Origin of the sequence: Acinetobacter sp. YH12116 (assembly GCF_013418895.1) — a bacterium.
GTDB classification, from domain to species: Bacteria; Pseudomonadota; Gammaproteobacteria; order Pseudomonadales; family Moraxellaceae; genus Acinetobacter; species Acinetobacter indicus.
On the sequence record NZ_VPBE01000007.1, the window covers coordinates 85,030 to 98,452 of the forward strand.

The 13,423-nt window shown below is 45.7% G+C and carries 15 protein-coding genes and 4 tRNA genes; 15 read left to right on the forward strand and 4 right to left on the reverse strand.

Features of this window, described 5'->3' with window-relative positions; translation table 11 throughout:
- Positions 1–43: 43 nt before the first annotated feature.
- From FTU54_RS06560 to FTU54_RS06585, 6 genes are all read left to right on the forward strand, one after another.
- Positions 44–1,933, forward strand: coding sequence for a M48 family metallopeptidase (locus FTU54_RS06560; protein WP_104505564.1), 1,890 nt, complete (start codon positions 44–46; stop codon positions 1,931–1,933).
- 136 nt (positions 1,934–2,069) lie between these two features.
- Positions 2,070–2,741, forward strand: a complete 672-nt coding sequence (locus tag FTU54_RS06565) for a hypothetical protein (protein ID WP_180074572.1) — start codon at positions 2,070–2,072, stop codon at positions 2,739–2,741.
- A complete protein-coding gene (locus FTU54_RS06570) occupies positions 2,738–3,706 on the forward strand; it encodes a D-glycerate dehydrogenase (protein WP_180074573.1) in 969 nt (322 codons plus the stop codon). The genes FTU54_RS06565 and FTU54_RS06570 overlap by 4 nt, the downstream gene beginning before the upstream one ends.
- Before the next feature lie 82 nt (positions 3,707–3,788).
- The gene (locus FTU54_RS06575; RefSeq protein ID WP_168405084.1) at positions 3,789–5,228 is read left to right on the forward strand and encodes a M48 family metalloprotease; all 1,440 of its coding nucleotides are present in this window, start codon (positions 3,789–3,791) and stop codon (positions 5,226–5,228) included.
- 38 nt (positions 5,229–5,266) lie between these two features.
- A complete protein-coding gene (locus FTU54_RS06580; protein ID WP_168400012.1) occupies positions 5,267–5,662 on the forward strand; it encodes a GFA family protein in 396 nt (131 codons plus the stop codon).
- 48 nt (positions 5,663–5,710) lie between these two features.
- Positions 5,711–6,070: a hypothetical protein gene (locus FTU54_RS06585; RefSeq protein ID WP_171526532.1), complete on the forward strand. Its 360-nt coding sequence runs from the start codon at positions 5,711–5,713 to the stop codon at positions 6,068–6,070.
- 114 nt (positions 6,071–6,184) lie between these two features.
- On the opposite strand, the gene FTU54_RS06590 is transcribed toward FTU54_RS06585, so the two are convergent.
- Entirely contained in the window at positions 6,185–6,631 is a 447-nt protein-coding gene (locus FTU54_RS06590) for a GatB/YqeY domain-containing protein (RefSeq protein WP_168400005.1), read from the reverse strand.
- 33 nt (positions 6,632–6,664) lie between these two features.
- Positions 6,665–6,880 (reverse strand): 30S ribosomal protein S21, encoded by a 216-nt coding sequence (gene rpsU, locus FTU54_RS06595; RefSeq protein ID WP_001136722.1) that lies wholly within the window; start codon positions 6,878–6,880, stop codon positions 6,665–6,667.
- Positions 6,881–7,027: 147 nt separating this feature from the next.
- Here rpsU and tsaD point away from each other — a divergent pair, with 147 nt between their 5' ends.
- The 3 genes from tsaD (at position 7,028) to FTU54_RS15275 (ending at position 8,821) form a co-directional block, all read left to right on the forward strand.
- Positions 7,028–8,044 (forward strand): tRNA (adenosine(37)-N6)-threonylcarbamoyltransferase complex transferase subunit TsaD, encoded by a 1,017-nt coding sequence (gene tsaD, locus FTU54_RS06600; protein ID WP_005177148.1) that lies wholly within the window; start codon positions 7,028–7,030, stop codon positions 8,042–8,044.
- A 67-nt stretch (positions 8,045–8,111) separates the two neighbouring features.
- Positions 8,112–8,498: a hypothetical protein gene (locus FTU54_RS15270; RefSeq protein ID WP_228153075.1), complete on the forward strand. Its 387-nt coding sequence runs from the start codon at positions 8,112–8,114 to the stop codon at positions 8,496–8,498.
- Between the two features lie 38 nt (positions 8,499–8,536).
- The gene (locus FTU54_RS15275; protein ID WP_228153076.1) at positions 8,537–8,821 is read left to right on the forward strand and encodes a hypothetical protein; all 285 of its coding nucleotides are present in this window, start codon (positions 8,537–8,539) and stop codon (positions 8,819–8,821) included.
- Between the two features lie 113 nt (positions 8,822–8,934).
- Here the strand turns inward: FTU54_RS15275 and FTU54_RS06610 are convergent, their stop codons facing one another.
- Positions 8,935–9,807, reverse strand: a complete 873-nt coding sequence (locus FTU54_RS06610; protein ID WP_160243372.1) for an ATP-binding protein — start codon at positions 9,805–9,807, stop codon at positions 8,935–8,937.
- Positions 9,808–9,987: 180 nt separating this feature from the next.
- Here FTU54_RS06610 and FTU54_RS06615 point away from each other — a divergent pair, with 180 nt between their 5' ends.
- From FTU54_RS06615 to FTU54_RS06640, 6 genes are all read left to right on the forward strand, one after another.
- Positions 9,988–11,502 (forward strand): DUF3336 domain-containing protein, encoded by a 1,515-nt coding sequence (locus FTU54_RS06615; RefSeq protein WP_180074574.1) that lies wholly within the window; start codon positions 9,988–9,990, stop codon positions 11,500–11,502.
- Positions 11,468–12,304 (forward strand): protein kinase, encoded by an 837-nt coding sequence (locus FTU54_RS06620; protein WP_180074575.1) that lies wholly within the window; start codon positions 11,468–11,470, stop codon positions 12,302–12,304. The genes FTU54_RS06615 and FTU54_RS06620 overlap by 35 nt, the downstream gene beginning before the upstream one ends.
- Before the next feature lie 107 nt (positions 12,305–12,411).
- Positions 12,412–12,496: transfer RNA gene (locus tag FTU54_RS06625), tRNA-Leu, on the forward strand.
- A 33-nt stretch (positions 12,497–12,529) separates the two neighbouring features.
- Positions 12,530–12,603 (forward strand) — tRNA-Trp (locus tag FTU54_RS06630).
- Positions 12,604–12,642: 39 nt separating this feature from the next.
- Positions 12,643–12,727: transfer RNA gene (locus tag FTU54_RS06635), tRNA-Leu, on the forward strand.
- 86 nt (positions 12,728–12,813) lie between these two features.
- Positions 12,814–12,898, forward strand: a tRNA-Leu gene (locus tag FTU54_RS06640).
- Between the two features lie 158 nt (positions 12,899–13,056).
- Here FTU54_RS06640 and FTU54_RS06645 read toward each other — a convergent pair.
- Positions 13,057–13,260: a hypothetical protein gene (locus FTU54_RS06645; RefSeq protein ID WP_005177162.1), complete on the reverse strand. Its 204-nt coding sequence runs from the start codon at positions 13,258–13,260 to the stop codon at positions 13,057–13,059.
- Between the last annotated feature and the right edge of the window lie 163 nt (positions 13,261–13,423).

Consider the following 13,423-nt stretch of genomic DNA (forward strand, 5'->3'; position numbering starts at 1 on the left):
TTATGATGTCGCCTAAAGACAATGTAATTTAAGGAAATTTACATTGAAAGATGTAGGTTACTACTTTATTAAAAACAAGAATATGATGTGGTCTGCAAGCCTGTGTCTGCTTGCGGTCATCCTGACCATTTTTATTTTAAATACTGTACTGGGTTTGCTGGTGCATTATATTGATGCTTCGCAGTCCATTTACTGGCATAGCTTAAGTCCTTATCTGGTCGCGGTGCTGCTGTCTTTAATGGGTATTTCCATTGCCATTGAATTATATATTTTCCGTTCTGGCGGCCACTCACTGGCCAAGCAGCTGTGTGCACGTCGTTTAAGCCTGATTGAAAGCACGCCGGAAGAAAGTGTTGCCTTAAAAATTACCGAACAGCTGGCCGATACCTTCGCGATTGATACGCCGGCGCTGTATGTCCTGCCGGATGAAGTCGGGGTAAATGCACTGACCGCCGGTTTTTATCCACGCGATATTGCGATTATTCTGACCTGGGGCGCCTTGCAAAACCTGGATGAGCAGGAACTGTATGGCTTGCTCAGTCATGAGTTTCATCAAATTTTAAGTGGTGAAACTGCGGAAAATACCAAGCTGAAAATTCTCTACAGCAGCCTGACCACGTTTAGCCAGTGGGGCAGTAAAGTGGCCAAACTCGGCTTTGGCAAGCAGTATTACAACACCGCTTATGCACCTGCCACGCCTTTTGTTGCACTGGGCGGCATGATCTGGCTGATTGGCAGCTTAGGCATGCTGATTACCCGTTTTATTAAATATTTAAACCTGAGCGGGCGTACCTTTAAAAACGACCTGAAAACCAAACGTTTAATCCAGAACAATGCCAATATTCAAACCCTGCTCAGGATTTATGTGCACCATGCCGGTTCGCAAATTCACAGTGAATATTCGGAATCGATTGCGCATATGTGTTTTGCCAACTCGCTGAGTCCGCAAAGCTGGTTGAATATCCATCCGAGTATTGATGCGCGGATTTATGAGTTAAATCCGGCACTGGTGCAGGATCTACAACTGGAAAATTTAAAAAAGCTGCGCAGTCAGCCCTGGTTTGGTCTGTTTCGTTCACTGGAAGAGGTCAATGGTGAATATTATGCACCGTGGAGTTCGCCGCAACCTTTGCCTTTATTGCGATTATCCCCGATTAGCTTTGCCATTAAAGATGCAATCAAGCCGCTGAAACCGGAAATCCGCCGTAATATGCCGCGTCCGGAACTGATCCAGCGTGCCTTGCAGACGGCCACTGGTTCGCGTGAGGTGATGATGGCAATTTTAATGATTCGCCAATACCGCGAATTTATTCCGCCTGAAGTAGAAGTCAGCCGTGCCATTGTCGATGCCTTGTTGAATCTGGATGGTCGGGTGCATATCTCCATTTTTCTGGAAGCCTGCCAGAATATTGGCGGTATGCCGGCCAGTATCGCGCGGCAGTTTTTGACCAAGCTGGCCAAAATTATTCAGGAAGATGGGGAAATTGGACTGCTGGATGCCTTGCTGCTGGAGCGGGTCAAATCCGAGTTGAACCTGCTGCCGCTACATACCCCGACGGCGTTGGATGAAGTTAAACCGCAAATTGTACGTTTAATTGATGCCTTATTGCATGTTCAGCAGATCAATAGCGGCAACCAGCTGGAAGTGCGGGAGAAAATTTTACAGCGCGTACTGACACCGTATGAAATGTCGCTGTATGAAGAAATTTCCGATGAGCCAATTGATCTGGCAGAAATTCTGAATGATATGGCCGGGCTGTTGTTGCGTGACCGTTTAAGTATTCTGGGTATTGCTGAAGCCTGTTTGTGGAATGACCGGATTATCACTCAGGATGAGCTGGATGTACTGGAGCTGCTGTACTGGCGTTTAGGCTTTGCCACCGAAGAAATGGTTGAGCGTATGCAGAAGAAAAACAGTTTAATGATTATCTAAGGACTCTATTTCTGAGTGCGGTAGGCGGATCGAGTCATCCTCATTGAGCAGCTTTGATATGACTGGATGCAGAAAGCACAGCAAAACCGGACTAATCCGGCTAGAATAGCCCTATGGACATAAGTGACGATAGCAGATGATTGGGCATCAACGTGAGATTTTGGCAAGTTTGGGAATTGATATATGGATTCCCCGAGATGCTGCATCTCAAAATTTACCCGCATCTTCCTTATGGCGAGATCAGGCCCCGGCAGAACTGCTGACTGAAATTATCATGCCGGCAGCTGTCGCGACGGCAGCGCCTCAAGATATTGCCTTACAGCTTAGACAGCCTGTTGCTGAACCACAAGTCTCTCCGCAAGAAAATCCAGTAGAAAGCCCGGCAGAACCTGTCACACCTGCAGCCCTGGTGGAAGTGCAGCCCGCCTTACAGATTGATGCATTTCATCTACAAGCCATTGTTAAAGAACAATATACGATTGTGCTGGATGCCACCCACATCAATGAGTCGCAGCAACAGTTATGGCGCAATATCCAGCGTGCGGCACAGGCAGAATTTTTTGAGCTGAATTGGCCTTTTGCTTTGCCTGAGCTGCAAGATGGTCGAGCGGTTTCGGTATATGTACAAGGTTTTCTGGATGCGATTGCACTGGAGAAAAAGATCATTGTGTTGGGTCAATTGCCTCATGTACAGTTAACGCAAGCTACAGCATTGCCCGCTTTGGCCGAGATGCTAGAACAGCCGCTATTGAAAAAACAGCTATGGCAGGCTATGCAAGATAAAAAACACATGACGGATCAGGAATGAAACAAAAAGTTATCGCATTTAGTCAGGTTGATCAGGACGTTTTAAGCCAGCTGAAACAGCAGTATGACGTGGTAGAAATTAGCCCGAAACTGGGTGATGTTAATGAGCAGATTCGTGCTCATGTCCAAGATGCTGATGGCATGATTGGTGCGGGGCGTTTGCTCAATGCCTCTAACCTGACGGGTGCAAGCCGTCTTAAAGTGGTTTCCAGTATCAGTGTCGGTTATGACAATTATGATGTGGACTATCTGACTGAGCAAAAGATTTATCTGTGCCATACACCGCATGTGTTAACCGAAACCACTGCTGATTTAGCTTTTAGTCTGTTAATGGGAGCCGCGCGTCAGCTGGCCTATCTGGATCGCTGGACCAAACAGGGCGAATGGAAACGTACCGTTGGCCCGGCCCAGTTCGGTCAGGATATTCATGGTAAAACTTTAGGGATTATTGGTCTGGGTAATATTGGTGCCGCCATTGCCCGTCGTGGGCGTTATGGCTTTAACATGAATATTCTGTACCATAACCGCCGCGAAAATCTGGCCCAGGCACAGCCTTTAAATGCGCAATATCGCAGTCTGGATGAGCTGCTGCAACAGTCGGACTTTGTGGTGGTCGCGGTGGATTTAAACGCCGACTCGACCGCTTTAATTGGTGCGCGTGAATTTGAGCTGATGCAAAAACATGCGGTATTTGTGAATATTGCCCGTGGTTCCGTGGTCAATGAACAGGCTTTAATTGACGCGCTGAAACAACAGAAAATTTTTGCGGCCGGTCTGGATGTCTATGAAAAAGAACCGCTGCAAAGTTCGGAGCTCTTTGGTCTGGACAATGTGCTGACCTTGCCGCATATTGGCTCAGCGACCGCAGAAACCCGTAAAAAAATGGCCTGGCTGGCCTATAAAAATCTGGTGGATGTGCTGGAAGGCCGGCAGCCGGGCTACGCGGTCAATGGCGGATTTGCGTAAAACTTCCTAACACTTCGTTGCATATTTCTTCGATATTGAATGCTATATTCAAGACACGAGCAGATAATTTGAGAACGGCAATTTGAAACGGTTGTTTTTAGCAGGTAGTTTAGGCCTGCTTACAGCATTCACTTCGACACATGGGGCAAACTTCACCACTTCACCACAATTTAATGTGCCAGAAATTGGCGCAGGGGTGGGGCTGATCGATCAGCAAAAAGAACGCATGATTGGTGAAAAAGTCTATCGTGAAGTGCAGCGTCAAATGCCGGTGGCGCAAAATCCGTGGCTGGAAGACCAGCTGTTCTCGGTCTTCTCGCATCTGCTCAGCCAGACCCAAATGGGCCAGCCCATTGGTCTGCTCATTATTAATGATCCGCAAATTAATGCCTTTGCCGTGCCAGGCGGTCTATTTGCCTTAAATACCGGTCTGGTGACTTCTGCGCGTAATATGGATGAAGTGGCCGGGGTGATGGCGCATGAAATTGCCCACGTGACCCAGCGTCATTATAGCCGTTCACAGGAAGCTTTTAAGGGACAGGGTCTGCTGGCACTAGCAGGTGTGCTGGTGGGTGCATTGGTAGCATCCCAGGCCGATGGTGATGCCGGTGCTGCCGTAATGATGGGTTCACAGGCTGCATTAATGGATAAGCAGCTGACCTATAGCCGTAATCAGGAACGTGAAGCCGACCGGATTGGCATGCAATATATGTATACCGCCGGTTATAACCCGCAAAGCATGGCCGATTTTTTTGAGGTAATGCATCGTGCCACCAGCCGGGTCAGTTTCCTGCCAGATTTCTGGTTTACCCATCCACTAACCACAGAACGGATGAGTGAAGCGCGTTTACGTGCCAACCAGTTGCCACGGGTGAAATCATCATTACGTGATGAAGAATTTGATATTTTAAAACAGTACACCTTGGTGGTATCCAATCAGGCGACAGAGCAGCAATTGCAGGTGCTGGCCAGCCATAACAACTTTGCTGCACAGCTGGCTTTAGCGGCTTTTTATACCCGGCAGGGAGATTATGCTCTGGCGCAGCAAACTTTGGATCAGGCCAAAAATCATCGCCGTTTACATCATCTTATTAGCTTAATTCAAACTGACATCTATTTAGGGCAGAATAAGCTGAGTGAGGCTTATAAAGTGATCAGTTCGCCTGCGCGGATTATGCCGGAGAATCGGGCCTTGAATTACAAGCTGGCTGAAGTGCTGATCCGGCAGAATCAGCCGGCTGAAGCACAGGCACTGGTGCAAAAGTTCCTGAACCGGAATGAGCGTGATTTAAGTGCCTGGCGTTTGATGCAGCAGGCCGCCAATATTGATCGTAGTTCGCCATTACGCACGGTGAATGTATTGCGTTATCGTGCAGAACTGCAATACTGGTCTGGATGGGAGGAAGAAGCGATTAAATCCTTGCTGCATGCCCAGCGTCTGGCCAAGGATAATCAGGCCATGACTGCCAAACTGAAAACACGTACCACAGAAATGCAGCGGGAACGACAGCTCAAAATTTAACAGCATGAAAAATCATAATAACAATAAGGAGAACAATGATGTTACAGGGACAATGTTTATGCGGGCTGGTGTATTACCATTATCAGGCCGAGCTGGAAAAGACCATTTTATGTTTTTGCCAGCATTGCCAGCGTGCGCAGGGGACCATGCTGGGCTGGAATAGCCCGATTGATCAAGCCAAATTTAAAATTGTACGCGGCCAGCAATATTTAAAAGAATATTTTCACAGTCCGAATAAGGCGCGGGTGTTTTGTCAGGAATGTGGTAGCCCGATTTATTCTTATCGTTTAGATTTACCAGGGATTCTGCGTTTGCGTTTGGGAACGGTGACTGAAGGCTATGTGCCGGCGCCGACCGAACAGGCTTTTGCGCATCGAAAACTGCAGTTTTTGCAAGTCAGTCTGCTGGAAACCTCTGTAAGGCATGGGGTTTAAAATGCTAGAATTCTGGCTCTTGGCTAAATAATGATTTTAAATAACGCGATGAAAAAATTATGGATGGGCATATTGCTCTGGGGGAGTCTGTCTGTGGTCCAGGCAGCGAGTGTGGAGCAGTATGTACTGGCGGTTGAGCAGATTAACCAGAGTTATAAGCAGCAGACCCGGCAGTTTTTAAAGGGCTTGAATCCGCAGCAATCGGGTTTTAGTCCGGCGCAGCAACAGCAGTTTTGTGGCATTGTGCAGAATTATATTGATCAGCTGTATAGCGCTGCAGATGAAAACCGTGCCTATCTGGATCCGCAATATCGCAACATGACCAAGCAGGATGTGGCCCAGCAGGTGTATTCATCTAAAGAAATGCAGATGCTGAAAAAATATCAGGTCAATTGTGCACACGGATAGAAGTGACTCAAGAACTGCTTAAAACTTTAGGCAGTTTTTTTATTTTCGGGAAAATAAACTGATACAGCTGTTGATGCTGTTCGGGGAGGAAGTGAGGCGTATGCCTGACTTGAATTAGCTTAATTTGGCTTTAATTTTGGCAGATACTTGTGCAGGATCGGCGCGCCCGGCTATGAGCGGACGCAGAGAATTCATCACCTTACCCATATCTTTCATGCTAGTAGCTTCTTGCGCTGCAATCATTTGCGCAATGATGGAATCAAGTTCTTCCTCAGTCATAGCTTCTGGTAGAAACTGAGATAACACCTCAATTTCGGCTTGTTCCTTACTAGCTAAATCTTCTCGGTCAGCACCTTCAAAGGCTTTAACCGATTCTTTACGTTGTTTAATTTGCTTTTCAATGACCGCAAGAACCTGAGCATCGTCAAGCTCTTTGCGCTCATCGACTTCGATTTGCTTAATTGCCGCCTGTAGACTACGAATGACCGTTAACTTGTCCATTTCTTTAGCGCGCATTGTCGCTTTCAAAACGTCAGTAATCTGGCTTTTTAAAGTAGTCATGTTTTAATCCAGGCAGTCAATCACAAATTAATCTTAGTAAAGGCGAGTAGTACGTACTGATTCACGCGCCAATTTCTTTTGGTAGCGTTTAACAGCAGCAGCTTTTTTGCGCTTACGTTCTTGAGTTGGTTTTTCGTAGAATTCACGCTTACGTACGTCAGCTAAAACACCTGCTTTTTCGCAAGAACGTTTGAAACGACGGATAGCTACGTCTACTGGTTCGCCTTCTTTCAATTTAACTTGTGGCATGAAGAATCCTCATTAAGTTATGGATAAGATCTGGGGCCGAATTGCCCTCGATCACAAGTGAAGGTCAGTATTTTACTCATTTACATCTCATATCACAAGTCTATAATAGTTCCCGCAATAAATTTGATACAGGTTATAGGCAGTTTAATGATCGTTTTAGGCTTAGAAACATCGTGTGATGAAACAGGACTCGCGCTGTACGACAGTGAGTTGGGTTTACGCGGACAGGTGCTGTATAGCCAGATCAAACTGCATGCCGAATATGGCGGCGTGGTGCCAGAACTGGCCTCACGGGACCATGTGCGTAAACTGATTCCATTAATGAACGAACTGCTTGAGCAAAGCGGTGTGAAAAAATCGGATATTGATGCCGTGGCCTATACCCGCGGTCCGGGCCTGATGGGTGCCTTGATGACCGGGGCTCTATTTGGCCGTACCTTGGCATTTGCCTTAAATAAACCTGCGATTGGCGTGCATCATATGGAAGGGCATATGCTGGCACCGTTATTGTCTGCAACGCCGCCTGAATTTCCATTTGTTGCACTTCTGGTTTCAGGGGGGCATTCACAGCTGATGGCCGCGTATGGCATTGGTCAGTATGAACTGCTGGGTGAGTCAATTGACGATGCGGCCGGTGAAGCTTTTGATAAAGTGGCCAAGATGATGGGCTTGCCGTATCCGGGTGGACCGAATATTGCCAAACTGGCCGAGCAGGGTGATCCGAATGCCTTTGCTTTCCCGCGTCCGATGTTGCATCAGGATTTAACCTTTTCCTTTAGTGGTTTAAAAACTGCCGTTTCGGTACAAATGAAGAAACTCGGTGATGAAAACCGTGATGCCGATATTGCCGCCAGTTTCCAGGAAGCGATTGTAGATACTTTGGTAAAAAAATCGGTGAAAGCATTAAAGCAGACCGGTTTAAAACGTCTGGTGATTGCGGGTGGCGTGAGTGCCAACAAGCGTTTGCGTGAACGTCTGGAAGCCGATTTAGCCAAGATTAAAGCCACGGTTTATTATGCAGAGCCTGCGCTGTGTACCGATAATGGCGCCATGATTGCCTTTGCAGGTTATCAGCGTTTAAAAGCAGGACAGCAGGATGGTTTGTCTGTGACGACCACACCGCGCTGGCCGATGACGGAATTGACCAATCCAGAGCAAGTATAAAAGAGGCGAAAGCCTCTTTTTTAATGCTTATAATGCAATGAATTTAATAATTTTTTATTGAGTTAAAATGAAATCAGTCAGATATAAAGATTTAAATTTGGGTAATGGGATATTTGAAGGTTGGAATGATCAGCAGGGTTTGATGATATGCGGTTATGAATGGGGTAACTCTAAGAAAGATCAGGAGCAGTCACAGGACGCAAAGCCAGTTGATTTTAATATCGCTTGTACCTTTAGTAACAAAGTTCCGAGATATGGGCAGGGTGCTTTATCATGGCCCTATGATAATAGAATTAAACGGTGGTTTGCTTTATGGGGGCATCCGCTAGATAGTAATGAATATGGTCAGGATTTTGATAAGTCCATTATACAGACCAATTGGGCCAATACCTGCAATCATCAATTAGCGAATTACTCGCATCTGTTGAGCGAAGAACAGGTCAATATTTTATAAATCATATCAGTACCTTAAAACCTAAGATTATCCTGTTTATGGGAAGTCAGCTGATACATCTTTTAAGAAATCCTATAGTTAAAGCCCGTTTTGAAGAAATTGTGGGTACAGAAATTCCAGATAGTTTTGTAGTGAAGCAAAAGAAAGAGTTTTCAGGAAGAAAATTTAAAATATATTTTTGTGAGTTTGAAAACTGTCAGATTATAGGTTTACCACATCCATCTTCAAGCCGCGGGTTATCTGATCGGTATATTGAATTATTTGAACCTGAAATGAATACGATCATTTCACAATTTAAAAAAGAAAAAGCGATTAATCCTTAAGATAGAAAGCCCAATCTCACAAGGTTGGGCTTTTCAACATGAGCGAACAGATTGTAGATGAGGATTTTCAATCCATAATCGCTATTTCTGTCTGGCAGAGCAATATAGGCAACTTAAAGTTGCTTTAACTGCGCAGACCCAATCCAGTGCTTCGAGAATTGATAAGCGGCACGACCAGAACGCTGCCCACGCGCCTGACACCAGCGTAAAGCTTCGGCACGCGCTTCAGCGGTGAGTTCCATCTCCGCCTTTTGCAGATAATGCTCGACAATTTCTAAATACAGATTCTGATCCATTGGATAAAACGACAGCCACATCCCGAAACGATCGGACAGCGAAATTTTTTCCTCAATCGCTTCCTGTGGATGCAGCTCGGTATATTGCGGCACATCTACCCGCGTTACCGGCGTATTTTCATGCATAAACTCAGGCAATAAATGCCGGCGGTTACTGGTGGCATAAATCACAAAATTACTTGAACCGGACTGTAATGAACCATCTAGCACGCTTTTTAAAGAACGATAATTTTCATCTTCGGCGTTAAAGGCCAGATCATCACAATAGACAATAAATTTTTCCGGCCGATCTGCAATCAGCTTCTGAATTTCAGGCAAATCCGATAAATCATCGCGTTCAATTTCAATTAACCGTAACCCTTGTGCTTCATACTCGGTTAGCAGGGCACGCACAATGGAAGATTTTCCGGTACCACGTGAACCGGTAAGCAGTACATCATTGGCCGGTAAGCCTTTTAAAAACTGTAAGGTATTTTGAATTACTTTTTCTTTTTGTTTTTCAATGCCTTTTAAATCTTCCAGATAGATTTTTCGTGGCTGGTAAATGGCTTTTAACTGTTGATCCTGCCATTTAAATGCCGATGCAGAAAAATCGGTGGCTTGCTTGAGTTCAGGCAAATGTTGCTGGAGCTGCTGTAAAACGGTTGCAAGCGAGGTGAGAATATTATCGGGTAAATCAATATGCGCCATGATTATTCAGCTTTTCGGTCTAGGTCAAAAGATTATCGGGTGCACAAACGACTGTATACCAAGGCGAAATGATTTAGCAATGAAAACATGAATTATGCAATTGAAGAATGTCTGAAATTTCTGCATAGTTAGGAGACATCGACAGATCAGCGCCTATTCAGCGAAGCGCAGAGGGAAGCTATGTTGTTTAAAGAGTTTAGCCAGGACATTAATCCTCATCAGGCCTATCGGATCAAAAAATTAAAACGAAAAATAGAACATGCCGAGAGTTACGAAGAATGGAAAAATCTGGCACTAAAAATAGATGAAGAATCGGGGGCGCAGGAATGGAAGTATGACAACACCTCGCCGTATTTTGATGCTGAAATTATTGCCCATCGTCTGAACTTATTACGCCGTTATCGCCTGGCAGAGCGAACTAGCGATCTGATGTATATTCTGCGTGAAGGCCTGACCTATGATGTGGCCAATATTGCCCATCCAATGCTGTTTACTGCGACCTATGTCGGCACCAAAAAAATTATTGAAGATTATATTGAAGAAGTCAGCAACAGTCTGGCCTTTATTGCATCCAAAGAATGCCATTTACTCAGTACTCAGGAAAAGATCGAATTTTTTAAAAACTGTCAGGTGGCCTATGGCCAGCCGGCGATTATGTTTTCAGGCGGGGCAACCCTGGGTCTGTTCCACACCGGCGTGTGCAAGGCGCTGCTCGAGCGTGACCTGATGCCGCAAGTGCTGTCCGGTTCCAGTGCTGGGGCGATTATGACCGCCATGCTTGGCATTTCTAAACCATCGGAGATGATGCACATTTTAAATGGCGAATCGTTCTTTACCGAAGCTTTTCATTTTCGCCGCTGGGAAGACATTTTAAAGGGCAATGGCGGTATTGCCGATGTGCGCTATCTAAAAAAATTCCTGCTCACCAACCTCGGTGATGTCACCTTTGAAGAAGCCTTTAAGGTGTCCGGGCTGCATATCAATATTGCAGTTGCGCCTTATGATGCATCACAGGAAGCACGCATCATGAACAGTTATACCTCGCCAGATTTGCTGGTCTGGAGTGCAGCTTTGGCCTCCTGTGCGGTACCGGTGCTGTTTCCACCGGTGCGTTTGTCCAGTAAACGGCAGGATGGGGAACATACGCCCTATATGGGCAGAACCCGTTGGGTCGATGGCAGTGTGCGTAGTGATTTCCCGCAGGAAAAAATGGCGCGTTTATATAATGTGAATTACACCATTGCCAGTCAGGTCAATCCGCATGTGGTGCCATTTATGCAAACCGATGCCGAGCGTTTCCGTAAAGATATGCTGAGCTGGCCGGAGCGTATTGTGCGCCGTCAGGGCAAAGTGATTAGTAAGGGGATTATGGACTTTACCCGTGAACGTGTCGGTGGTGTGCCGGCGGTACGCCGTCTGCTCGATCATGGCCATGGCATTGTCGATCAGCGTTATTATGGTGATGTGAATATTGTTGGCAAATATGGCTGGCGTCATTATAGCTATATGTTGCAAAATCCGCGTCCACACCTGTTCCGATTGCTGCAACGCGAAGGTGAACGCGCCACCTGGCCAAAAATCTCCATGATTGAAACCCATGCCCGCGTGGGTAAAACCATTCAGCATTGTCTGGAACTTTTAGAATATCAGCAGAACCCCGTTGAACACGCCAAATCCGAATTTATTGCCGTTTAGTCCGGCTGAACTTGAACACTATTGTTTTGAGTTAAAAACCAAGCCGCAAAGCTTCAAGATGGGGCGGCGTCTGTTTCAGTTTCAACAAGGGCAATCTGTATACTGGTTGAAAGCCCAGCAGAGGGATGCGCATCCGCAACTGAGCGCAGGTTTTTGCCGAGAGCTGGATTTTTATCGCCAGTTTCAGCAGGCAGATGCACCGGATTTTCTGCTACCTTTCTATTGTGCGCAAAATACCGAAATGCTGTGCATTCAGCAGGAGACTTTTCAGGATTATCTGATTGTGCCAGATGCGCCGGCGTTTTTTACTTTAGCACCCTCACAATTTAGCCCAAGCCAGATTCAAACACGCTTGCTGCAGGTGTTAGACAGCCTGGAACAGCTAACACGGTTGGGCTATCTACATGCAGATTTAAAAGCCGAACATTGGCGTGAATGGGCAGGGCAGGTCAAACTGATTGATTTTGAACAGTTGCAGGCCATAGATGATCCGCTAATGTCCAATATGACAGCCACACCACGCTATATGGCACCTGAATTATTTCATGGTGAAGCCAAAACATTGGCCAGTGATCTCTATGCATTGGGGATTATTGTCTATGAATGGCTGACTCAGCGCCGTTTACAGGCCAAAAGCTATCAGGATTGGGCCTATTTGCATTGTCAGCAGCTTAAAATTGAGTTACCCGCAGCGTATTTGGGCTTTCAGGACCTGCTTGAGGCGATGCTCAACAAGCAAAAAAGCCAGAGAGAAGTCAGTTTTTTGGCCTTAAAAACACTGTTAAGCACTGAAAATGCTTAAGAAAAAACCAAAATAGAGGCTTTTGTTTTTTATTTAAACAAACAAGTGGCTTTTTCATAAAAAGGGCTTGTCATCGGGAAGTGATCTCTATAATATACACAGCCATCGGGGGCGTGGCGAAATTGGTAGACGCACTGGATTTAGGTTCCAGCGCTGCGAGGCGTGAGAGTTCGAGTCTCTCCGCCCCCACCACTTAAATATCAAGTGAGCTTGATTTTAGGTAACAGAGGATTGGTGTAATGGTAGCATGACGGTCTCCAAAACCGTTCGTCAAGGTTCGAATCCTTGATCCTCTGCCAGAATTTTGAGAAATCCAGCATTAAGTTGGTACCCGGTATGGGGGCGTGGCGAAATTGGTAGACGCACTGGATTTAGGTTCCAGCGCTGCGAGGCGTGAGAGTTCGAGTCTCTCCGCCCCCACCACTCAAAATCAGCAAGGTTAAACTCCTCGCTTCTTTTGTTGAACCGGCCAGCTTGAGTATTTCTTCAAAAAATTGGCATATTTATATGGGGATGTGGCGGAATTGGTAGACGCACTGTGTTCAGGTCGCAGCGCCGCAAGGTGTAAGAGTTCGAGTCTCTTCATCCCCACCAAATTCTGAAAAAGCAGGGCAGATGTCCTGCTTTTTTATTGCCTGTTATTTTGTCAGGCCTTTATCTCGCCCAAAGAAAAGCCCGCAGAACAGACGGTTCAACGGGCTCAAGTTATGAGAACACTTTATTTTTCTCGATCAAAGAGTGCGTAAACGAATTCAGGCTTTTAAGTGGTCCTCAAATTCTTCACCGAGTTGTACGGCTAGTGCATTGCCGGCCAGTTCACCAGTGACCAGACCATATTCTTTTTTAAAACTAAAGGTAAAACCACGGCCATCGGCTAAATTTTTGACTGAATATCCCAGTTTTTCTAACCAAATACGAAAGGCAATTAAATTTTTAGCTTTTACCACTTTTTTCACGAGTGTACTCCCTTATCTTCAATAAAGTATAGATATGGTTATATCAAGATTTTTTAAAGGGCAAAATTCAAGAATGTGTCAAAAAATATTGAGATTGATGATTTTTGCAGCAAAAAATCCAGAATTTGAGCGCCTAAAAAACGTGTATTGATGAATAAAGCGG

Excerpts from the sequence above, each read along its gene's own strand:
- FTU54_RS06565 (WP_180074572.1), top strand. The coding sequence starts at position 2,070 with ATGATTGGGCATCAACGTGAGATTTTGGCAAGTTTGGGAATTGATATA.
- FTU54_RS06570 (WP_180074573.1), top strand. The coding sequence starts at position 2,738 with ATGAAACAAAAAGTTATCGCATTTAGTCAGGTTGATCAGGACGTTTTA.
- FTU54_RS06580 (WP_168400012.1), top strand. The coding sequence starts at position 5,267 with ATGTTACAGGGACAATGTTTATGCGGGCTGGTGTATTACCATTATCAG.
- FTU54_RS06585 (WP_171526532.1), top strand. The coding sequence starts at position 5,711 with ATGAAAAAATTATGGATGGGCATATTGCTCTGGGGGAGTCTGTCTGTG.
- FTU54_RS06590 (WP_168400005.1), bottom strand. The coding sequence starts at position 6,631 with ATGACTACTTTAAAAAGCCAGATTACTGACGTTTTGAAAGCGACAATG.
- rpsU (WP_001136722.1), bottom strand. The coding sequence starts at position 6,880 with ATGCCACAAGTTAAATTGAAAGAAGGCGAACCAGTAGACGTAGCTATC.
- tsaD (WP_005177148.1), top strand. The coding sequence starts at position 7,028 with ATGATCGTTTTAGGCTTAGAAACATCGTGTGATGAAACAGGACTCGCG.
- FTU54_RS15270 (WP_228153075.1), top strand. The coding sequence starts at position 8,112 with ATGAAATCAGTCAGATATAAAGATTTAAATTTGGGTAATGGGATATTT.
- FTU54_RS15275 (WP_228153076.1), top strand. The coding sequence starts at position 8,537 with ATGGGAAGTCAGCTGATACATCTTTTAAGAAATCCTATAGTTAAAGCC.
- FTU54_RS06610 (WP_160243372.1), bottom strand. The coding sequence starts at position 9,807 with ATGGCGCATATTGATTTACCCGATAATATTCTCACCTCGCTTGCAACC.
- FTU54_RS06615 (WP_180074574.1), top strand. The coding sequence starts at position 9,988 with ATGTTGTTTAAAGAGTTTAGCCAGGACATTAATCCTCATCAGGCCTAT.